This window comes from Cucumibacter marinus DSM 18995 (genome assembly GCF_000429865.1).
Lineage (GTDB): Bacteria > Pseudomonadota > Alphaproteobacteria > Rhizobiales > Devosiaceae > Cucumibacter > Cucumibacter marinus.
In genome coordinates this window covers 183,962-203,024 of record NZ_AUCR01000001.1, presented here as the reverse complement: position 1 = coordinate 203,024, position 19,063 = coordinate 183,962, and the positions used below count along the sequence as shown (strand labels likewise).

The 19,063-nt window shown below is 60.7% G+C and carries 23 protein-coding genes; 21 read left to right on the top strand and 2 right to left on the bottom strand.

The genetic code is table 11. The features are described from left to right. Positions 1–3 precede the first annotated feature (3 nt). Entirely contained in the window at positions 4–1,896 is a 1,893-nt protein-coding gene (locus G489_RS0101120) for a peptidylprolyl isomerase (protein WP_029039956.1), read from the bottom strand. Between the two features lie 236 nt (positions 1,897–2,132). On the opposite strand from G489_RS0101120, the gene tpiA reads away from it, so the two are divergent. The 7 genes from tpiA (at position 2,133) to G489_RS0101085 (ending at position 7,492) form a co-directional block, all read left to right on the top strand. After that, complete coding sequence (gene tpiA, locus G489_RS0101115; RefSeq protein WP_029039955.1) at positions 2,133–2,888, top strand: triose-phosphate isomerase; 756 nt, start codon at positions 2,133–2,135, stop codon at positions 2,886–2,888. Positions 2,889–2,984: 96 nt separating this feature from the next. Next, positions 2,985–3,437 carry a preprotein translocase subunit SecG gene (secG, locus tag G489_RS0101110; RefSeq protein ID WP_029039954.1) on the top strand — a complete coding sequence of 151 codons (453 nt, stop codon included), beginning with the start codon at positions 2,985–2,987 and terminating at the stop codon, positions 3,435–3,437. Between the two features lie 110 nt (positions 3,438–3,547). Continuing rightward, positions 3,548–5,176 (top strand): CTP synthase, encoded by a 1,629-nt coding sequence (locus G489_RS0101105; protein WP_029039953.1) that lies wholly within the window; start codon positions 3,548–3,550, stop codon positions 5,174–5,176. Positions 5,177–5,252: 76 nt separating this feature from the next. Further along, positions 5,253–6,347, top strand: a complete 1,095-nt coding sequence (locus tag G489_RS0101100; RefSeq protein ID WP_029039952.1) for an Acg family FMN-binding oxidoreductase — start codon at positions 5,253–5,255, stop codon at positions 6,345–6,347. Between the two features lie 26 nt (positions 6,348–6,373). Next, positions 6,374–6,550, top strand: a complete 177-nt coding sequence (locus G489_RS22140; protein WP_081691324.1) for a DUF4169 family protein — start codon at positions 6,374–6,376, stop codon at positions 6,548–6,550. Between the two features lie 99 nt (positions 6,551–6,649). Further along, on the top strand, positions 6,650–7,264 hold the full coding sequence (locus G489_RS0101090; protein WP_029039951.1) for a trimeric intracellular cation channel family protein: 615 nt from the start codon (positions 6,650–6,652) through the stop codon (positions 7,262–7,264). 9 nt (positions 7,265–7,273) lie between these two features. Beyond that, positions 7,274–7,492: a SlyX family protein gene (locus tag G489_RS0101085; protein ID WP_029039950.1), complete on the top strand. Its 219-nt coding sequence runs from the start codon at positions 7,274–7,276 to the stop codon at positions 7,490–7,492. A 15-nt stretch (positions 7,493–7,507) separates the two neighbouring features. Here the strand turns inward: G489_RS0101085 and G489_RS0101080 are convergent, their stop codons facing one another. Further along, complete coding sequence (locus G489_RS0101080) at positions 7,508–7,885, bottom strand: DoxX family protein (protein ID WP_029039949.1); 378 nt, start codon at positions 7,883–7,885, stop codon at positions 7,508–7,510. A 219-nt stretch (positions 7,886–8,104) separates the two neighbouring features. Here G489_RS0101080 and eno point away from each other — a divergent pair, with 219 nt between their 5' ends. From eno to G489_RS0101010, 14 genes are all read left to right on the top strand, one after another. After that, entirely contained in the window at positions 8,105–9,379 is a 1,275-nt protein-coding gene (gene eno / locus G489_RS0101075; RefSeq protein WP_029039948.1) for a phosphopyruvate hydratase, read from the top strand. Between the two features lie 72 nt (positions 9,380–9,451). After that, positions 9,452–9,796, top strand: coding sequence for a DUF4180 domain-containing protein (locus G489_RS0101070; protein ID WP_035871123.1), 345 nt, complete (start codon positions 9,452–9,454; stop codon positions 9,794–9,796). Between the two features lie 135 nt (positions 9,797–9,931). Beyond that, the gene (locus G489_RS0101065) at positions 9,932–10,249 is read left to right on the top strand and encodes an FtsB family cell division protein (protein ID WP_029039946.1); all 318 of its coding nucleotides are present in this window, start codon (positions 9,932–9,934) and stop codon (positions 10,247–10,249) included. 177 nt (positions 10,250–10,426) lie between these two features. Next, positions 10,427–11,626, top strand: coding sequence for a pyruvate dehydrogenase (acetyl-transferring) E1 component subunit alpha (gene pdhA / locus G489_RS18605; RefSeq protein WP_081691323.1), 1,200 nt, complete (start codon positions 10,427–10,429; stop codon positions 11,624–11,626). 14 nt (positions 11,627–11,640) lie between these two features. Continuing rightward, positions 11,641–12,021, top strand: a complete 381-nt coding sequence (locus G489_RS0101055; protein ID WP_029039945.1) for a VOC family protein — start codon at positions 11,641–11,643, stop codon at positions 12,019–12,021. Between the two features lie 21 nt (positions 12,022–12,042). Next, the gene (locus G489_RS0101050; protein ID WP_029039944.1) at positions 12,043–13,458 is read left to right on the top strand and encodes a pyruvate dehydrogenase complex E1 component subunit beta; all 1,416 of its coding nucleotides are present in this window, start codon (positions 12,043–12,045) and stop codon (positions 13,456–13,458) included. 4 nt (positions 13,459–13,462) lie between these two features. Then, a complete protein-coding gene (locus tag G489_RS0101045; protein ID WP_029039943.1) occupies positions 13,463–13,912 on the top strand; it encodes a nucleoside deaminase in 450 nt (149 codons plus the stop codon). Positions 13,913–13,957: 45 nt separating this feature from the next. After that, positions 13,958–15,313 carry a pyruvate dehydrogenase complex dihydrolipoamide acetyltransferase gene (locus tag G489_RS0101040; RefSeq protein ID WP_029039942.1) on the top strand — a complete coding sequence of 452 codons (1,356 nt, stop codon included), beginning with the start codon at positions 13,958–13,960 and terminating at the stop codon, positions 15,311–15,313. Positions 15,314–15,354: 41 nt separating this feature from the next. Next, positions 15,355–15,876, top strand: a complete 522-nt coding sequence (locus G489_RS0101035; protein WP_029039941.1) for a hypothetical protein — start codon at positions 15,355–15,357, stop codon at positions 15,874–15,876. 1 nt (position 15,877) lies between these two features. Beyond that, on the top strand, positions 15,878–16,381 hold the full coding sequence (locus G489_RS0101030; RefSeq protein ID WP_029039940.1) for a hypothetical protein: 504 nt from the start codon (positions 15,878–15,880) through the stop codon (positions 16,379–16,381). Between the two features lies 1 nt (position 16,382). Further along, positions 16,383–17,024: an SGNH/GDSL hydrolase family protein gene (locus G489_RS0101025; protein WP_029039939.1), complete on the top strand. Its 642-nt coding sequence runs from the start codon at positions 16,383–16,385 to the stop codon at positions 17,022–17,024. A 36-nt stretch (positions 17,025–17,060) separates the two neighbouring features. Next, positions 17,061–18,503 carry a dihydrolipoyl dehydrogenase gene (lpdA, locus tag G489_RS0101020; protein WP_029039938.1) on the top strand — a complete coding sequence of 481 codons (1,443 nt, stop codon included), beginning with the start codon at positions 17,061–17,063 and terminating at the stop codon, positions 18,501–18,503. A gap of 44 nt (positions 18,504–18,547) precedes the next feature. Beyond that, complete coding sequence (locus G489_RS0101015; RefSeq protein ID WP_029039937.1) at positions 18,548–18,799, top strand: GlsB/YeaQ/YmgE family stress response membrane protein; 252 nt, start codon at positions 18,548–18,550, stop codon at positions 18,797–18,799. 6 nt (positions 18,800–18,805) lie between these two features. Further along, positions 18,806–19,057 (top strand): GlsB/YeaQ/YmgE family stress response membrane protein, encoded by a 252-nt coding sequence (locus G489_RS0101010; RefSeq protein WP_029039936.1) that lies wholly within the window; start codon positions 18,806–18,808, stop codon positions 19,055–19,057. Positions 19,058–19,063: the final 6 nt, after the last annotated feature.

Here is a 19,063-nt window from a genome sequence, read left to right as displayed (position 1 = left end):
GATTTACTGGCCCCCGGAGGTGGTGAGTTCCATCGCCTGGTTGAGAGCGCCCTGATTGACGCGGAACCCGGCATCGGCCTGCAATCCCTGCAGGAAGGCTGTCGACAGGGAATTGAGCACAGCCGTCTGCACTGCGTCGGTCAGGGTGTCGGCAGTCTGCTCTTCGCTGGCGGGCTGAATATCGGCAACCTGGAAGACAAGCAGGTCACCGCCGGCATTGCGGGCATAACCCGGGTAACCGATGCCGCCGTCAAACGAAGCATTCGCGACCTGCCGGCCGATATTCTCGTCGCCGCCAAACCGGGTTACCGGTGCCGAAAGCTGAGGGAACAGCCCGTTCGCGGACGCCACTTGAGACAGCGACTGGCCTTCTTCCATCTCGGCGACAAACTCTTCCGCCTTCGCTTCGAGCGCCTTGTCGGTGCGTTCCTCGATCAGCGCCGCGGTGATGTCGTCACGGGCCTCGTCGAGCGTCAGGTCACGTGCAGGTTCGATATTGGTGATGTCGAACCACACGGTTTCATCGGCGGACAAGGCCACCGAAGGGATAAGCCCGTCCTGCTCCGCATTGAAAATTGCGGGAATCAGCCGGCCGCTTGCGCCTTCAGGAAGCGCGGCAACGTCAGAAAGGCCGGCGCCTGAGCGGTTGACGGTGACTTCATCGAGATTGAGGTTGAACTGTTCAGCGGCCTGAGTGACCGGGATGATGCCTGCCCGCAATTCTTCGATCTGGTCGACGATGTCGAGCATGCGATCATTGGCAAGGCGCAGAGCCGCGCGGTCGGCAATTTCATCGCGTACGTCGTCGAGCGGCAACTGGCCTCCCGCTTCGACGCTGTCGACGGCAACAGCCACAGCGGTTCCTTCGGTGTCGCCATCGATCAGCGCAAAGCTGCCGGCCTCGGTCTCAAAGGCTGCTTCCGCAACCAGGTCAGAGCCGATTTCTGCGGCGCTGACGGTGCCAAGATCGGCTACCGTTGCCGAAAGTCCGAGTTCGGAAACAAGGGTGTCGAAGTCCGTGCCTTCGCTTTGACCCTCAACGAAACGCTGCATGGCGCCTTCATCGATCAGGGTAACGGTGCGGACCGCGCGCTTTTCCGGGGCCTGGAAGTCGGCACCGGACCGGTCATATTCGGCAGCGATCTGCTCGTCGGTCGGCTCAATGGTGGCCGCCAGCGTTTCCGGCGTCAGCACGAGCATCTGAACGGTCCGCGTCTCAAGGGTACGGAATTGTGCCTGGTTCTCTTCAAGATAGGCTGCCAGCTCTTCTTCGGTCGGCTCGGCAATCTCGTCGATCATGGTCGAGTTGACGATGAAGTAGTTGAGCGTGCGCGTATCCTGTTGATAGCGGCGAGTGAGCGTCGACATCGTCTCAGGCGCAGGAATGCCTGCAAACAGGCCATTGACGAGCTGCTGGCGCGTCGCGGCGGCACGCTGAACTTCGATGAATTCGTTTTCCGTGTAGCCAGCGCGGCGCAGCACTTCCGTGAAGGCGTCGCGGTTGAAACCGCCCAGAGTGTCGGAGAAGCTCGGATCATTGGCGATGATATCGGTCACGCGCTCGTCGGTGACGCTCATGCCGTAGCGCTTGGCCAGGGCATCGAGCGAAGCGTCTGTGGCCAGCCGCTGCAGGATTGCGCCGGGAATGCCTTGCTGCGTCGCTTCTTCCGCGGTCAGGTACTGACCGGTCTGCTGCGCATAGGCATTGATCTGATTCACATAGGCCCGCTGGAAATCGCGCGAACTGATTTCCTCATCGCCCACACGGGCAACGGTCGAACTCCCTAGATTCAGGAAGACATTTGAGATACCGAACCCCGCGAGACCGATAATCAATAGACCAATGAGGATCTTGGCGACCCAGGTCGAGGCGAAGCTGCGCATCTGATCGAGCATGAAACGTCCATTCCTAAAGCAATTCGGGGCGAAACGTGTTTCGGCACGCCTTCCGCGAATGCGGTACGATAAACTGTGCCGAACGGGCAACCGCTTTATGGGCGATATGCGCCGCTCATATCTCGTTACTGCGGGATTATCCCCCGGCGAGAGGCGGCGCATAATAGACAGGGTCTCGCTTGGATCGCAAGGCGCTCAATCGCTTGTTTTTCTAGGGGTATGAGGAGATAGCGGGTATGGCAACTGCACCACGCAAACTGGTGGCGGGAAACTGGAAGATGAACGGGCTGCGCGCCAGTATCGACGAGGCGGTACGCGTTGCCGATCGGATCGAGGGCGAGAACACGCCTGACTGCGATGTGCTGATTTGTCCACCCGCGACAATCCTGGCCCAGATGGGTTGGCGATTGGGTGACAGCGCCATTGGCCTTGGTGGGCAGGATTGTCATCAGGACAAGTCCGGTGCCCACACCGGCGATTTGTCGGCCGATATGCTGGCGGACGTCGGCGCAAAATACGTCATTGTCGGGCACTCCGAGCGCCGGGCTGACCATCACGAGGACGATGCGACGGTGCGCGCTAAGGCGGAAGCAGCGCTGGAAGCCGGACTGCTTCCCATAATTTGCGTTGGCGAAACCGAAAGCCAGCGTGAATCCGGTGACGCCTATCAGGTGGTGATCGCGCAGTTGGTCGGTTCTCTGCCCCAGGAGGGTAAACCGGAGACGATTGTGGTTGCCTATGAGCCCGTTTGGGCCATCGGCACAGGCAAGACCGCATCCCCTACGGATGTCGAGCAAATGCATGCCGTGATCCGCAAGGTTCTGGTCGAGCGCTATGGTGAAATCGGCGAGGGGATTCGCATTCTGTACGGCGGGTCTGTCAAACCGGACAATGCCGCCGAACTGCTCGCTATAGAAAATGTGGATGGGGCGCTCGTCGGAGGCGCCAGCCTCAATGCGGAGCAATTCGTGGCCATTATTCAGGCTGCATAGCTCCCCTGCGACATTTTTCGGTCACACGGTCTGGTCATGTGGGGATCAGTTCGTGTAGAACCGCGCATCTTTTGAACAAGCCGGACAAGAATTCCGATGGAAACAGTCCTGATTGCGATCCATCTGCTCATCGTTGTGGCGATGATTGCGGTGATCCTGATGCAGCGCTCCGAAGGGGGCGCGCTGGGCATCGGCGGTGGCGGCGGCGGCGGTTTCATGAGCGCCCGCTCGTCGGCCAATCTGCTGACCCGCACGACCGCGATTCTCGCGGCGTTGTTCTTCGCTACCTCGATTGCCCTCACCATCCTGCCGCAGCTCGGCAGCCAGTCGAGCACGATTCTCGACCAGGCCGGTGAACGCTCGAGCGGCCAGACCAACGTTCTTGATCGCCTGAATGAACTCAGCGGCGATACAGGCAGCGAGGCAACCGATTCGGGTGATCAGCCGGCGCCGGCGGAAGACGCCAATGCCTTGCCAGCGCCTGCGGACGATACAAATGCATTGCCCGCGCCATCCTCTGACGAGGCAGGCGCAGACAACGCGCAATAGCCCGCTCAAAGGGCAGAATAATCAAACGGGGGCAGGGCGCCCCCGTTTTTTTGGTTGGTAGTTGAATTTCGCGCTTCGAATCGAGGCGTTCCATAGTAAGGTTAAGGCCCATGGCACGGTACATTTTCATCACCGGTGGCGTGGTTTCCTCTCTCGGCAAAGGCTTGGCGTCTGCGGCTATAGGTGCCGCTCTCCAGGCACGTGGCTACAAAGTCCGTCTGAGAAAGCTCGACCCCTATCTCAATGTCGATCCCGGCACGATGTCCCCCTACCAGCATGGGGAAGTGTTTGTGACCGATGATGGCGCGGAAACCGATCTTGACCTGGGACACTACGAGCGCTTCACCGGGCGCGCGGCTAACCAGCAGGACAACATCACCACTGGTCGCATTTATCAGAACATCATCACCAAGGAGCGCCGCGGAGATTATCTCGGTGCGACCGTTCAGGTGATTCCGCACGTCACGGACGAGATCAAGAATTTCGTCCTCGACGGCAATGAGGACTACGATTTCGTGCTGTGCGAGATCGGCGGCACGGTCGGCGACATCGAGGCACTGCCGTTTTTCGAGGCGATCCGCCAACTCGGCAACGAACTGCCCCGCGGCACAGCTGCCTATGTCCATCTGACCCTGATGCCGTTCATCCCCAGCGCCGGCGAACTCAAGACCAAGCCGACCCAGCACTCGGTCAAGGAGCTTCGCTCGATCGGTATCCAGCCGGACATCTTGCTGGTGCGGTGCGATCGCCCGATCCCGGAAAGCGAGCGCCGCAAGCTCTCCCTGTTCTGCAATGTGCGCGAAACCGCAGTCATCCAGGCGCTCGACGTGGCTTCGATCTACGATGTGCCGATCGCCTATCACCGCGAGGGACTGGACGCCGAAATCCTCGCTGCCTTCGGCATCGATGACGCGGCAGAGCCGGACCTGAGCCGCTGGGAGGAGATCTCCCAGCGCGTGCACCACCCCGAAGGTGAAGTGAACATTGCGGTCGTCGGCAAATACACAGGCCTGCTCGACGCCTACAAGTCCCTGTCCGAGGCCCTCAATCATGGCGGAATCGCCAACCGCGTGAAGGTCAACATGCAGTGGATCGATTCCGAGATCTTCGAGAAAGACGATCCCGGCCCCTATCTCGAAGGCGTTCACGGTATTCTGGTGCCCGGCGGCTTCGGCGAGCGCGGGTCAGGCGGCAAGATCGAGGCGGTGCGCTATGCCCGTCAGCGCGACGTGCCCTTTTTCGGCATTTGTTTCGGAATGCAGATGGCCTGCATCGAGGCGGCGCGCAACACCGCCGGTATCCCCAATGCGAGCTCCACAGAGTTCGGCGAGACCGATGAACCGGTTGTCGGCCTCATGACCGAGTGGATGAAGGGCAATGAGCTCGAAAAGCGCACCGAGACCTCTGATCTCGGTGGCACCATGCGGCTGGGCGCCTTCAAGGCCGAGCTGCAGCGCGGCAGCCGGGTGGCCGACATTTATGGCGGCACCCAGATTTCCGAACGTCATCGCCACCGCTGGGAAGTGAACATGCGCTACCGCACGGTGCTGGAGGCCAACGGGCTGATGTTCTCGGGTCTGTCGCCCGATGGCCTGCTACCGGAAATCGTCGAACGGACGGACCATCCGTGGTTCATCGGTGTCCAGTTCCACCCCGAACTCAAGTCTCGCCCGTTCGAGCCGCATCCACTCTTCGCGTCCTTCATCGAAGCGGCGCTCGAGCAGGCTCGCCTGGTCTAGGGTTTCCCAGTTGATTTGAAACAAGGCGGCGCGCGAGATCGCGCCTATGCTTTCCGCATGTCGAGTGGGGGGAAGCATGGTCACACGCCGAGATGTCTTGATCGGGGCAGGCGGCCTTGCGGCTTTGGCTGCCGGCGGTGGCGCATATCAATGGTCGGGCGCGCGCGCTTATGAGGCGGCTCTCCTCGAAACCTGGTCCCATCGGGATCCGGTCGAGCTCCACGACCTTTCCTACCTGACCCACTACGCCACGCTTGCCGCGAATAGCCACAACACACAGGCCTGGCGGTTCAGCCTGGCGGGCACGACGGTATCAATCAAGCCCGACTTCACCCGGGTGACGCCGAGCGCTGATCCTGACGATCATCATCTCTACGCCAGTCTTGGTTGTGCCGCAGAAAACCTCATGCTGGCGGCAACACGCCAGGGCTGGGCAGTGGCCGGCGCGTATGCAGGGGATGCTGCGCCCGCCTTCGACATCGACCTCACGCGAACCGGCGGCCAACAAAACCCGCTCTTCGACGCTATTCTGGAGCGCCAGTCGACCCGCGCCGAGTATGACGGAGAACCTGTGGAAGCCGGTTTGCTTTCAGCGCTCGAGCGCGCCGCAAAAGTTGAGGGTTGTGAAGTCCTGTTGATCGACGATCCGCAGCAGATCGAACAGGTGCTCGACTTCGTATTGGCGGCCAACACCCGTCAGGTGGAGAACCCGGCATTCCGGCGCGAACTGCGATCCTGGCTGCGCTTTGACGGTCGCCAGGCAGCTGCTGCGCGAGACGGCCTCTATTCGGCCTGTTCAGGCAATCCGCCTCTGCCACCGCTGATCGCCAATGCGATCTTTGATCTGGTTTTTACGGCAGATGCCGAAAACGACAAATACGCCCGACAGATCAGATCATCGGCAGGGTTGGCAGTTTTCGTGTCTGAACGCGATGATCCAGAGCACTGGATTGCTGCAGGCCGGGCCAGCCAGCGATTTGCGCTTGAGGCGACGCGGCAGGGCCTTCGCACTGCCTTCGTCAATCAACCGGTTGAGGTGGCTGAGCTGCGGTCACAGCTCTCGGCAGCACTCGGCCTTGGTGGCAGGCGTCCCGATTTGATCATGCGGTTTGGCCGCGGGCCGGCCATGCCGCGATCGTTGCGGCGCCCGGTGGAAGCCGTTATCGATTGAAGGCATCGACGATCAGGGGTCCCGAGATGGCGGAAATCATCAATCTGCGACAGGCGCGCAAGCGCAAGGCGAAGGCAGAAAAACAAGCGCAGGCTGAATCCAACCGTTCCTTGTTCGGGCGGACCAAGTCCGAGAAAAAGCGGACCGAAGCCGAACGCGAGAAAGCGCAACGCGAACTGGATGCGCACAAGCTGGACGACTGACCCCAGTGGCATCTGTGTGAAACTCCGCCCTGCGCAAGGTGCCGCTTGCCGGGTGACCGGCCCCGCCCCACACTTTGCGGAACGATTCCGGAGGGGCCGGTGCTCATCGCCATCTTCTATCTGGCCATCACCGTTGAGGGTATGACTGCCGCGCTAAGCGCGGGCCGCCGCAACATGGACTGGGTCGGCGTTTGCCTGCTGGCGTGTGTCACAGCGCTCGGGGGCGGATCGGTGCGCGACATGCTTCTTGGCAACTATCCGCTGCCCTGGGTTGCGAACCCGCACTATCTGCTCGTTGTCATCGGCGCGGCCGCTGCAACGATCATTCTCGCCCGCTTCCTTGATCGTCTCAAGACGGCGTTCTTGCTGCTCGACGCCCTGGGCCTGGTCACCTTCACCATCATTGGCTGCAATGTCGCGATCGCCCTCGAACAACCGCTTTTGATCGTGATCGTTGCGGGCATGATCACCGGTTGTACGGGCGGAGTCATCCGCGATGTCCTTTGCAACGAAGTGCCGCTTCTCTTCAGAGGTGAACTCTATGCGTCAGTGTCGATCATCACGGGCGTCATCTATCTGGCAGGGGAGTACACGCCGCTGCCCCATGATGCGGTGACAGCGATCGCATTGGTGTTCGGCTTCGCGTTGCGAGCGCTGGCCATCTTCCGCAAATGGGAAATGCCGCGCTTCGTCTATACCCGCGATTGGCACTAGGAGGCCCCCATGACCGATATCGCTGCTTTGCTTGAGCGGCTGGAGACCCTCGAAATCCGTGCCGCACACCAGGATCAGACCATCGACGACCTCAACGAGGCGCTGGCCGGTCACTGGCGGCATATCGAAGCGCTGGAACGCCGGCTGGGCAAACTTCAGGACGAGCTGCGCGAGGTCGAGGCCGCGTTGGAAGACAAGCAACCCGACGCACCGCCACCACACTACTAGCGCCGGTATCGCCCGTCAGGCGGCTGCGCCTGTGAAGCGCCGGATCTGATCCCGGTGAACAGCGATCATGACAGCCGAGAGAATGCCGAGAATGATGGCTGGCGGCGCCGTGCCCATGCCCAGCACCGTGATATGCGCGAAAAGGGCACCGATCATGGTGCACACCAGCAAAAGCGCGCCCAGTATCTGGACCCCCGGTACCCACAGCAAGATCGCACCGCCGATTTCGATGATTCCGGTGACGTATCGGAACCATTGGCCCCAACCCACGGAATCGAAGGTTGCGACCATCATTTCCGCGCCCATCAGTTTGGCGATGCCCGCGGCCAGAAAGGCCAGGGTCAAGACCACTCGGATGGTCAACACCAGGTATTTTGCAATAGACGAGTTCATCTCCTGCTCCCTCTTGCAGTTCCCAGGTCCCTTCAGACCGGCGGTTCGCCACGACCTGTCGGAATACGATAGACGCCGTTCCACAGGGGCACAACGCGGGGACAGCCGTGTGCCCAAGGGTACCTGGTGCTCACAACGCGCATGCCGCCCATCTTCCAATCTTCACGATGCCGGTATATCAAGCGCCCAGTTTCAACTGCGAACAAAGGGTCTTCGCCCATGTCTGCCATTCTCGATATTCACGGCCGCCAGATTTTCGACAGCCGGGGGAACCCCACGGTTGAAGTCGATGTGGTGCTCGACGATGGCAGCTTCGGCCGCGCGGCGGTCCCCTCAGGTGCCTCGACGGGTGCTCATGAGGCAGTCGAATTGCGCGACGGTGGCGATGCCTTTCTCGGCAAAGGCGTGACCAAGGCCGTCGATGCGGTCAATGGCCCGATCTTCGAGGCTTTGCACGGCGCCGATGCGCTCGACCAGCTCGCCATCGATACCGCCATGATCGCGCTCGATGGCACCAAGAACAAATCCAAGCTCGGTGCCAACGCCATTCTCGGCGTGTCGCTGGCCGTGGCCAAGGCCGCAGCGGAGGCAAGCGGGCTGCCGCTTTACCGCTATGTGGGTGGTGCCAATGCGCATCTGCTGCCCGTACCCATGATGAACATCATCAATGGTGGCGAGCACGCGGACAATCCGATCGACATCCAGGAATTCATGATCATGCCGGTCGGTGCGGAATCGATTGCCGACGCCGTGCGGATCGGGACCGAGATCTTTCACACCCTCAAAAAGGGTCTGTCGGCGGATGGCCACAACACCAATGTGGGTGATGAGGGCGGTTTTGCACCGAACCTCAACTCGACCGAAGACGCGCTCGGCTTCATCATGCGCTCGATCGAAAAGGCCGGTTACAAGCCGGGTGAGGACGTCTACCTCGCGCTCGATTGCGCGTCGACCGAGTTTTATGCGGGCGGCAAATACGAGCTCAAGGGCGAGGGCAAATCGCTCGGCGATCAGGAAATGGCGCGCTATCTCGAGGATCTCGTCTCCCGCTTCCCGATCATCTCGATCGAAGACGGCATGGCAGAGGACGATTGGGACGGCTGGAAAGCCCTGACCGAGGCCATCGGGAGCAAGTGTCAGCTCGTCGGCGACGATCTGTTCGTCACCAATACCGAGCGGCTGGTTTCAGGCATCAAGATGGGCGTTGCCAACTCGATCCTGGTCAAGGTCAACCAGATCGGCTCGCTCTCCGAGACCCTCGACGCTGTCGAAACCGCTCACAAGGCGGCCTACACGGCCGTCATGTCGCACCGTTCGGGTGAAACCGAGGACGCGACCATCGCCGACCTCGCCGTGGCGGTGAATTGTGGGCAGATCAAAACCGGCTCGCTGGCGCGCTCTGACCGGCTCGCCAAGTACAACCAGCTCATCCGCATCGAGGAAGAGCTGGGCGATGCCGCAAAATACGCAGGCCGTTCAATCCTGAAGGCCTGACCCGGGTCATGGTCTTCGCAAGGCGGGGGAGGCCGGGCCTTCCCGACTTCCCGCCTTGTCAGAAAGAAGATCATGCAGATCAAGACAACCAGAGACGGCAAGACCGTCGCCATCATTCCAGCAACCGGTCCGAAATTCGGCACCGAGGCGGATGCGGTTGATCTGATGGGGAGCCTGTTCGGGAGCGAGGCCGATTGCGTCGGCATTCCCATCGAACGCTGCGATCCCGACTTCTTCGATCTGGCCAACCGCAAGCTGGGTCTGTTCACCCAGAAGTTCGTGAATTACGGGCTGGGCATTGTGTTCGTTGGCGACCTGTCAGCGAAATCGGCCAGCAGCAAACCGCTCAACGATTTTGTCGTTGAAACCCGCCGTGGCGGACCGGTTCGCTTCGCCCTGACGGTGGAAGCGATCTGATGAGGCTGCGTTGAGCCGCAGCATCGAGCCGATGGGGCCACGGCATACCGTGGCCCTGTTTCGGGGGGCTTCAACCTCGCATTAAGGCATTTGTCATAGGGTAACCGGACTGTTCCAGTATCGCGTTGAACCGCTATGCCCACCCGTCTCAAGCGTCCCTCGATCACCAAGAAGCTCGCCATCACCGGGGTGCTGATCGCGGCCCAGATCTATCTGGCCTACAATGCGCTGGGTGGCAATTACGGCATTACCTCACAGCTCGCCATGCAGGACAAGCAGGTCGAGCTCCATGCCACAATCGCCGAGATCGATGCTGACATTGAGAGCTACCGCAATCGCATCGCCTTGTTCGATCCCAATCGGCTTGATCCGGACATTCTGACCCAGCGCGCTCGCGAGTTGGTCGGCATGACGCACAAGGACGACTTGTTGATCCCGCTGACGGGGCAGTAATCGAAAATCAGTTAAGTTAGTGATTTAACTGAAAAACGATTAAATCGAATTCAATATGAATAACAATGAGATAGACGGTAGGCCGGGGTAATTCTCGCAGTTTCCGGCTGGTGACGTCGCGCGTAAGGTGATAGGAGTTTCGTCACCCAGCCCAAGGCCAATTGCGGAGGCTGCCACATGGCACGCAAAACCACCACCCGGTCCCGGCAACCCTCAAAGGCGTCCGAGGGCGAGGCGAAAAAGCCCGCCAGCAAGTCGACTGCCAGCAAAACCACTGCCAGCAAGCCAACCGCTTCGAAGTCCCGCTCGGCCACAAGCGCGGGACGCAAGCCGGCGTCCCGGTCTGCGGCAGGCAAATCCTCCAGCACCACGGCCAAGGCCAATGCCGCCGCATCGCGGTCGAATGCGCCCAAGTTCGACAAAGCGCAGGAGTTCAAGGCCTTCCGCGATATGCTGCTGATCCGGCGTTTTGAGGAAAAGGCAGGCCAAATGTACGGCATGGGCCTGATTGGCGGCTTTTGTCACCTCTATATCGGCCAGGAAGCTGTGGTCACCGGCATCACAATGGCCGCTAAGCCCGAAGATGCGACGATCACCGGCTATCGCGACCACGGTCACATGCTGGCCGTGGGCATGGACCCCAACGGCGTGATGGCTGAGCTGACCGGACGCCAGGGCGGCCTGTCGAAAGGCAAGGGTGGCTCCATGCACATGTTCTCCATGGAAAAGCGCTTCTATGGCGGCCACGGCATCGTCGGGGCACAAGTCAGCCTCGGTACGGGCCTCGGCTTCGCCGCCAAATACCGCAAGGACAAGTCGGTCTCGCTCACCTATTTCGGGGATGGCGCCGCCAACCAGGGTCAGGTCTATGAGAGCTTCAACATGGCCAAGCTCTGGAACCTGCCGGTCGTCTATGTGATCGAAAACAACAAATACGCCATGGGCACCAGCGTGGAGCGTTCGGCCTCGACCACCGATTTCTCGCAGCGCGGCCGGTCTTTCGACATCCCCGGCGAGCAGGTCGACGGCATGGATGTCCGCCTGGTCAAGGAAGCTGCCGAACGGGCCATCGATCATGCAAGAAGCGGGAAGGGGCCCTACATCCTTGAGATGCTGACCTACCGCTATCGCGGCCATTCCATGTCCGATCCGGCGAAATACCGCTCCAAGGAAGAAGTGCAGACCATGCGCTCGGAGCGTGATCCGATCGAGATGGTGCGCAAGCGCATCCTCGACCAGAAATGGGCCACCGAGGACGAGCTCAAGGATATCGATAAGGAAATCAGGGCCGTCGTGTCCGAGGCGGAGAAATTCGCTACTGAAGATGACCAGCCCGATGCGTCCGAACTGTGGACCGATATCACGGTCAGCGCCTGAGTCGGAGCCAACCCATGCCGCGTGTCGTTCACTTCGAGATCCACTGTGACGATCCAGCCCGCGCCCGCCGGTTTTATGGCGAGCTGTTCGGCTGGGAGTTCGCGGAGATCATGCCCGACACCTACTGGACGGTCAAAACCGGAGAAAAGGGCGAGCCCGGCATCGATGGTGGCCTGCTCAAGCGGGTTGGCGAACAATCCGGCAATATCATCATGGCGTTCGTGTGCACGATCGAGGTCGACGACCTCGACGCCACGATCGCGAGGGCCGAGGCGCTTGGCGCCACCCCGGCCGTACCCAAACAGGCCATCCCCGGAGTGGGTTGGCAGTATTTTGCGAAAGACACAGAAGGCAATGTGTTCGGCATTCATCAAGCCGATCCCGGGGCCGCCTGAATCTGATCGAGGAAACCGCGCATGCCCACTAATATCCTGATGCCCGCGCTGAGCCCCACCATGGAAGAGGGCACACTCGCCAAATGGCTCGTCAAAGAAGGCGATTCCGTCGGTCCCGGCGATGTCATCGCTGAAATCGAGACCGACAAGGCGACGATGGAAGTCGAAGCCGTCGATGAAGGCACCATCGGCAAGCTGCTGATCGCCGAAGGCACCGAAGGGGTGGCCGTGAACACCCCGATTGCCGCGCTTTTGGGCGAAGGCGAGAGTGCGGACGACATCAAGGCGGATGCCGAGCCGGCATCTCAAGAATCGAAGGTCGAGGACGAAAAGCCGGCCGCAAACGAGGCAGAATCCTCGGGCTCGGATTCTGATGAGGACAAGAAACCGGCCGCGCCCGCCGCCCCTGCATTCGAAGCCGAGAGCGATCCCGATATCCCCGAGGGTACCGAGATGGTCTCGACCAGCGTTCGCGAAGCGCTGCGCGATGCCATGGCCGAGGAAATGCGCGCCAACAAGGACGTCTTCGTCATGGGCGAAGAGGTCGCCGAGTACCAGGGCGCCTATAAGGTCACCCAGGGCCTGCTGCAGGAGTTCGGCGCCGAGCGTGTGATTGACACCCCGATCACCGAGCACGGCTTTGCCGGTCTTGCCACTGGTGCGGCCTTTGCAGGGCTGCGTCCGGTCGTTGAGTTCATGACTTTCAACTTCGCCATGCAGGCGATTGACCAGATCATCAACTCCGCCGCCAAGCAGCTCTACATGTCCGGCGGCCAGCAGCACGTGCCCATCGTGTTCCGTGGCCCGAACGGCGCCGCCTCACGCGTTGCCGCCCAGCACTCCCAGGATTATTCGGCATGGTATAGCCATGTCCCGGGCCTCAAGGTCGTCGCGCCCTATACGGCGGCTGATGCCAAGGGCCTGTTGAAGGCAGCGATCCGCGATCCGAACCCGGTCGTCTTCCTCGAAAACGAGATCATGTACGGCCAGAGCTTCGATGTCCCCAAGCTCGACGATTACGTGCTGCCCATCGGCAAGGCCCGCATCGCCCGCAAAGGTGCTGATGTGACCATCGTCGCCTATTCCATGGGCATGCGCTACGCGACACAGGCTGCCGAACAGCTGGTATCCGAGGGCGTTGACGTCGAACTGATCGATTTGCGCACCCTGCGCCCGCTCGACCTGCCGACCGTCATCGAAAGCGTCAAGAAGACCGGCCGCTGCGTGACTGTCGAGGAAGGCTGGCCGCAGAACTCGCTCGGCAGCTACATCGCCGCTCAGATCATGACCCAGGCCTTCGACTATCTCGATGCGCCGGTGCTATCGGTCACCGGCAAGGATGTGCCGATGCCCTATGCGGCGAATCTTGAAAAGCTGGCCCTTCCGAGCACCGACGAGGTGATCGACGCGGTCAACAAGGTCACCTACCGGAAGTAAGGTCATGCAGCCCTTCACCCCCGATTTGAGCCATTTCCAGGAGGCCGTTGCTGAAGCACGCACCGGTCTCTCGGTCGGCGGTTTGCCGATCGGCGCCGTGCTGGTGCGCAATGGCGAGATCGTCGGGCGGGGACACAATCAGCGCGTGCAGAAAGACGACCCGATCCTGCATGGCGAGATGGCTTGTCTCGTCAACGCGGGCCGGCAGAAGACCTACAAAGACACGATCATGTACACGACCCTGTCGCCCTGCATGATGTGCACCGGAACGATCATCCAGTTCGGCGTGCCGAAGGTGGTGGTCGGTGAAAGCCGGAATTTCAAGGGATACCAGGACGTTCTGCGCCTGGCAGGCGTCGAGGTCGTGGACCTCGACGATGAAGAATGCATCGGGATGATGGGCGGCTTCATCGCAGATCACCCCGAATTGTGGAACGAAGATATTGGCAATTAGCGCTAGGGCCATGTGCCCGCGCCAACCGCGCTCAGAGGTCCGGATATGACCATCAACATCACCATGCCCGCGCTTTCGCCCACCATGGAGGAGGGAACCCTCGCCAAGTGGCTCGTCAAGGAAGGCGATTCCATCGGACCGGGTGACGTGATCGCCGAGATCGAGACCGACAAGGCGACGATGGAAGTCGAGGCCGTCGAAGAAGGCACAATCGGCAAGATCGTCGTCGCGGAGGGCACCGAAGGCGTGGCGGTCAACGCGGTTATCGCCGTGCTGCTCGAGGAAGGCGAAAGCGCTTCCGACATCGGTGAGGTGAAAGCCGACGCGCCCAAAGCGGACAAGAAGGCCGAGGAAAAGCCTGCCAAGGAGGAATCCAAGTCAGAGGCCAAGCCCGAACCCGCAAAGGCCGAGAAGGCCCCACCGGCGCCTGCCGCCAAGGAAAGCGCCGGTGCCGCGCCGCGCAAGGATGGCGAACGGGTCTTCGCTTCACCGCTGGCGCGCCGTCTGGCCAAGGAAAACAATATCGATGTGACTGCGCTCAGTGGCACCGGGCCCAAGGGCCGCGTCGTCAAGCGCGACATCGAAAAGGCACTCAAGGAAGGTGTCCCGTCAGCCAGGCCGGCGGCGGGTGCTGCTGGCGGTGCCGCCATGGCGACCGGCATGACCAAGGATCAGGTGCTGGCGCTCTATGAGGAGGGCACCTACGAGATCGTGCCCAATGACGGCATGCGAAAGACCATTGCCGCGCGCCTGACCGAGGCCAAGCAAACCGTCCCGCATTTCTACCTGACCATCGACTGTAACATCGACGATCTGATGTCTTCGCGCGAACGCATCAATGCGACGGCGCCGAAGACCAAGGACGGCAAGCCCGAGTTCAAGCTCTCGGTCAACGACTTCATCCTCAAGGCCTGGGCCATCGCGCTGCAGAACGTCCCGCAGGCCAATGCGACCTTTGCCGGGGATTCGATCCTTTATCACAAGCATTCCGATGTCGGTGTGGCTGTTGCGGTCCCAGGCGGTCTGTTCACCCCGGTCGTGCGCAAGGTCGAGGAAAAGACCCTGCGCCAGATCTCCGAGGAAGTGCGCGATTACGCCACCCGCGCCCGGTCCAAGAAGCTCGCGCCCCATGAATACCAGGGCGGTTCATCCTCGGTCTCCAATCTCGGCATGTACGGGATCAAGGACTTCGGCGCCGTCATCAACCCGCCGCACGGCACAATTCTGGCTGTCGGGGCCGGCGAAGAGCGAGTCTATGTGGAGAACGGAGAAATCCTGACTGGTCAATTCATGTCCGTAACGCTGTCCTGCGACCATCGATCGGTCGATGGGGCGCTCGGGGCAGAATTGCTAAGCGAATTCAAGCGGCTGATCGAAACACCGGTGATGATGTTGGCCTAGCGGACATCATCGCCTCCTGTTTTCGATTGGAGGATACGTCCTTGATTTCTAACCGCCCAATATTTCAGATCTTGCTGGCCGCACTAGTCGCAATCGCGACAGCTATGCCGGCGTCTGCGCTCGAGATCCGTCCGCTTCACTGGAGTGATCTTGACCGGATGCTCGGGCAAGGCATGTCGTATGCCAAACGTGAGTTCGGCAACAAAACCATTCGCGTTGAAGTCACATCGCGCGCCAGAGGGGATTCGCTCAAACGAATACTGAACACCGGCTCGTTCATTGCCTATGCCAAATCGAACGGCGATCTCGTCTGGTGGAACGGCAAATACAAGGTTGCATTGCCCGGGCGCTGGAAGGTGCGTGAAATCATTCCGGGCGTCCTGGATCCCTGCTTCCAACTGGCAACCCAATCCGGTTTGTCAGACTGCTTCCGCGGCGGGACCGCAAATTTTCGAGAGATCACTGACGGTAACCCTTTTGGACTGACTGCCGGAGAGGCTCCTCAATTCCGCATGAGTCGGAAAATCACACTCGCCAAGATGGCAAAGCAGAAGGGGCTGTGAGATGAACACGATCAGAACCATGCTGCTTGGCATTGTTGTTGCCTTGGCCTTCACGATGAGTGCTGGCGCGCAGCAGGTCGAAGACGTTCAGGGCCGATACCTCATCAAGGTGGGCCGAGACGGCGGCGCCGCTGCGCTCAAGGCTGAATTCGCGGGATACACCTATCTGGTCCGCACGCGGATGGGTTCCGCAGCCTTTCCGTTGGAAGACTATTCGCTGGTGGAGTTCCGCAATGACGGGACGTTCGTGGCGCTCAACAACGATGCAGCCGTCAATCGGACAGGAGTTTGGGAGATCGACTATTTCGGAGAGAACAAGTCGTTGCTCTGCTTCGTATTCGGCCGATATTTTTTGGGCGAGTGCATCATCGTGACCTCGGCGGGTCGGTTCTTCCACTCGCGCGTGAAAGGCCGGCCGTTCAGGCTGACCGCAAGCCAGCGCCCTTTCGATCTGAAGCATCGAAACGAGAAGCTGGAACGCCTGGTTTCGGAGTATGGACGCTGACATGAAAACCATCCTGTGCTTCGGCGACAGTCTGACTTTTGGCGAGGACCCGGCAACGGGTCTCCGCCATGCCTATGATGACCGTTGGCCCTCGGCCCTCGAGGCGGGGCTCGGCGGCAAGGCACGGATTATCGCCGAAGGACTGGGCGGTCGCACCACCGCCTATGAGGATGGCAGCAGCAGCATCGAGCGGAACGGCGCGCGCATCCTGCCGGTCTTTCTGGCTAGCCATGCGCCGCTCGATCTCGTCATCATCATGCTCGGGTCCAACGATCTGAGGGCGGCCCTGCATGGCCGCCCCGCCGCTGCCGGGCAGGGAATACGGCGCCTGATCAGGATCGTCCGCGGCCACCATGCCGAAGACCCGCGCTATGCAGCGCCGCAGGTTTTGGTGATGTCGCCGCCGCATGCGGTCAGGAGCGACGATCCGATCATGGGTGAGAATTTCGCCGGAGCGATCGAAAACTCGAAAGAACTCGCACGCCATTATCGGCACTGGGCGGGCCTAGAAGGCGCGCATTTCTTTGATGCCGCAGATGTTGCGGTCGCGTCTCCCATCGACGGCGTTCATCTCGATGCGGCCAACACGCGGGCGATCGGCGAGGCGCTTGTGCCCGTCGTCACTTCAATTCTGGAGCTTTAGCGGCGCGCGTCATGTGCGCCGGGAACAGAGGTTATCATGGCAGACACCTACGACATCATGGTCATCGGTTCGGGACCGGGCGGCTATATCGCGGCCATCCGCGCAGCGCAGCTCGGCAAGAAAGTTGCCGTTGTCGAGCGCGAGCATATGGGCGGCATTTGCCTCAACTGGGGCTGCATCCCCACAAAGGCGCTGCTCCGGTCTGCCGAGATCTATGGTCATATGGTTCATGCCAAGGACTATGGCCTGTCGGCAGAAAAGTTCGGCTTCGATATCGGCGATGTGGTCAAGCGCTCGCGCGGGGTTGCCGGCCAGCTCAGCCAGGGTGTCAACGGGCTGATGAAGAAGAACAAGATCGACGTCATCTGGGGTGAGGCCAAGATCGTCAAGAAAGGCGAGGTCAAGGTCTCAAAGACGGAGAAGGCCGCCGTCGAGCCGCAGGTGCCGACCCCGCGCGGGGTTTTGCCGGAAGGCACCTACAAGGCCAAGCACATCATTATCGCGACCGGTGCCCGTCCGCGCGTGCTGCCCGGCATCGAGCCGGATGGCGAGAAGATCTGGACCTATTTCGAGGCCATGAAGCCCAAGACCATGCCCAAATCCGTTCTGGTGATGGGCTCGGGTGCCATCGGCATCGAATTCGCCTCCTTCTATCGCGCGCTTGGCGCCGAGGTGACTGTGGTTGAGCTACTGCCGCAGATTCTGCCTGTTGAGGACGCGGAAATCGCCGCGCTCGCCCGCAAGCAGTTCGAAAAGCGCGGTCTGAAATTCCTCACCGACGCCAAGGTGACCAAGGTCGAAAAGACTAAATCCGGTGTGAAAGCGGACATCGAGGGCAAGGATGGCAACAAGCAGTCGATTGATGCTGACGTGCTGATCTCCGCCGTTGGCGTGCAAGGCAATATCGAGGGTCTCGGCCTTGAAGAGCTGGGCGTAAAAACCGATCGTGGCACCATCCAGATCGATGGCTATGGCCGTACCAATGTCGACGGCATCTACGCCATTGGTGACGTGGCGGGTCCGCCCATGCTGGCCCACAAGGCCGAGCATGAGGGCGTGATCTGCGTCGAAAAGATCGCCGGCCTTGATGGTGTCCACCCGACCGACAAGCTGAAGGTGCCCGGCTGCACCTATTGCGAGCCGCAGATCGCCAGTGTCGGTCTCACCGAAGCCAAGGCAAAAGAAGCCGGTCGCGAAATCCGCGTTGGCCGCTTTCCCTTTATCGGCAACGGCAAGGCGATTGCGCTTGGCGAGCCGAATGGTCTGGTCAAGACAATTTTCGACAAGAAGACCGGAGAACTGCTCGGTGCCCATATGGTCGGGCCGGAAGTGACCGAGCTCATCCAGGGTTTCGTCGTCTCGATGAATCTGGAGACGACCGAGGAAGAACTGATGCACACCATCTTCCCGCATCCCACGCTTTCCGAAACAATGAAGGAGAGTGTCCTTGATGCGTATGGTCGGGTTCTCAATATATAGGGGGCGGTTCGCCGCTTAATGGACTTCAAGCGAAAGGAAGAACCATGTGGGGATTCATTCTGGCCCTGATTATCGGCGGGGTCGCCGGTTATATCGCTGAAAAGCTGATGAAAGCCGACCACAGCCTGGTGATCAATGTCGTGCTCGGCGTGGCCGGTGCGTTCATCGTCAACCTCATCATGTCCCTGTTTCTGGGGATCAATGGCGGCAACATCATCTTTCAGCTCATCGCCGGCATCGTCGGTGCCTGCGCGCTGATCTGGGGTTATCGCCAGTACAAGCTGCGCCAGGGCTGACCGGCGATGGACGGTACTTCAATCATCATCTGGATCGTGATCGGGCTGGTTGCCGGGTGGGTTGCCCGGCTGCTGCTTGGCGGTAAGGGCGGGTTGATCCGCTACCTGATCTCCGGGCTGCTCGGTTCGGTTGTCGGCGGCTTCATTGTCAGCTATTTCGGCATCCAGATTCCCATCGAGCATGATCTGCTCAGACAGATCGTGGTTGCAGCCGGCGGTGCGATCATCGTCGTCGCCATTGCCCGGGCCATCGCCTGAGCGCCA

Coding starts and splice junctions, on each gene's coding strand:
- G489_RS0101120 (WP_029039956.1), bottom strand. CDS start 1,896: ATGCTCGATCAGATGCGCAGCTTCGCCTCGACCTGGGTCGCCAAGATC.
- tpiA (WP_029039955.1), top strand. CDS start 2,133: ATGGCAACTGCACCACGCAAACTGGTGGCGGGAAACTGGAAGATGAAC.
- secG (WP_029039954.1), top strand. CDS start 2,985: ATGGAAACAGTCCTGATTGCGATCCATCTGCTCATCGTTGTGGCGATG.
- G489_RS0101105 (WP_029039953.1), top strand. CDS start 3,548: ATGGCACGGTACATTTTCATCACCGGTGGCGTGGTTTCCTCTCTCGGC.
- G489_RS0101100 (WP_029039952.1), top strand. CDS start 5,253: ATGGTCACACGCCGAGATGTCTTGATCGGGGCAGGCGGCCTTGCGGCT.
- G489_RS22140 (WP_081691324.1), top strand. CDS start 6,374: ATGGCGGAAATCATCAATCTGCGACAGGCGCGCAAGCGCAAGGCGAAG.
- G489_RS0101085 (WP_029039950.1), top strand. CDS start 7,274: ATGACCGATATCGCTGCTTTGCTTGAGCGGCTGGAGACCCTCGAAATC.
- G489_RS0101080 (WP_029039949.1), bottom strand. CDS start 7,885: ATGAACTCGTCTATTGCAAAATACCTGGTGTTGACCATCCGAGTGGTC.
- eno (WP_029039948.1), top strand. CDS start 8,105: ATGTCTGCCATTCTCGATATTCACGGCCGCCAGATTTTCGACAGCCGG.
- G489_RS0101070 (WP_035871123.1), top strand. CDS start 9,452: ATGCAGATCAAGACAACCAGAGACGGCAAGACCGTCGCCATCATTCCA.
- G489_RS0101065 (WP_029039946.1), top strand. CDS start 9,932: ATGCCCACCCGTCTCAAGCGTCCCTCGATCACCAAGAAGCTCGCCATC.
- pdhA (WP_081691323.1), top strand. CDS start 10,427: ATGGCACGCAAAACCACCACCCGGTCCCGGCAACCCTCAAAGGCGTCC.
- G489_RS0101055 (WP_029039945.1), top strand. CDS start 11,641: ATGCCGCGTGTCGTTCACTTCGAGATCCACTGTGACGATCCAGCCCGC.
- G489_RS0101050 (WP_029039944.1), top strand. CDS start 12,043: ATGCCCACTAATATCCTGATGCCCGCGCTGAGCCCCACCATGGAAGAG.
- G489_RS0101045 (WP_029039943.1), top strand. CDS start 13,463: ATGCAGCCCTTCACCCCCGATTTGAGCCATTTCCAGGAGGCCGTTGCT.
- G489_RS0101040 (WP_029039942.1), top strand. CDS start 13,958: ATGACCATCAACATCACCATGCCCGCGCTTTCGCCCACCATGGAGGAG.
- G489_RS0101030 (WP_029039940.1), top strand. CDS start 15,878: ATGAACACGATCAGAACCATGCTGCTTGGCATTGTTGTTGCCTTGGCC.
- G489_RS0101025 (WP_029039939.1), top strand. CDS start 16,383: ATGAAAACCATCCTGTGCTTCGGCGACAGTCTGACTTTTGGCGAGGAC.
- lpdA (WP_029039938.1), top strand. CDS start 17,061: ATGGCAGACACCTACGACATCATGGTCATCGGTTCGGGACCGGGCGGC.
- G489_RS0101015 (WP_029039937.1), top strand. CDS start 18,548: ATGTGGGGATTCATTCTGGCCCTGATTATCGGCGGGGTCGCCGGTTAT.
- G489_RS0101010 (WP_029039936.1), top strand. CDS start 18,806: ATGGACGGTACTTCAATCATCATCTGGATCGTGATCGGGCTGGTTGCC.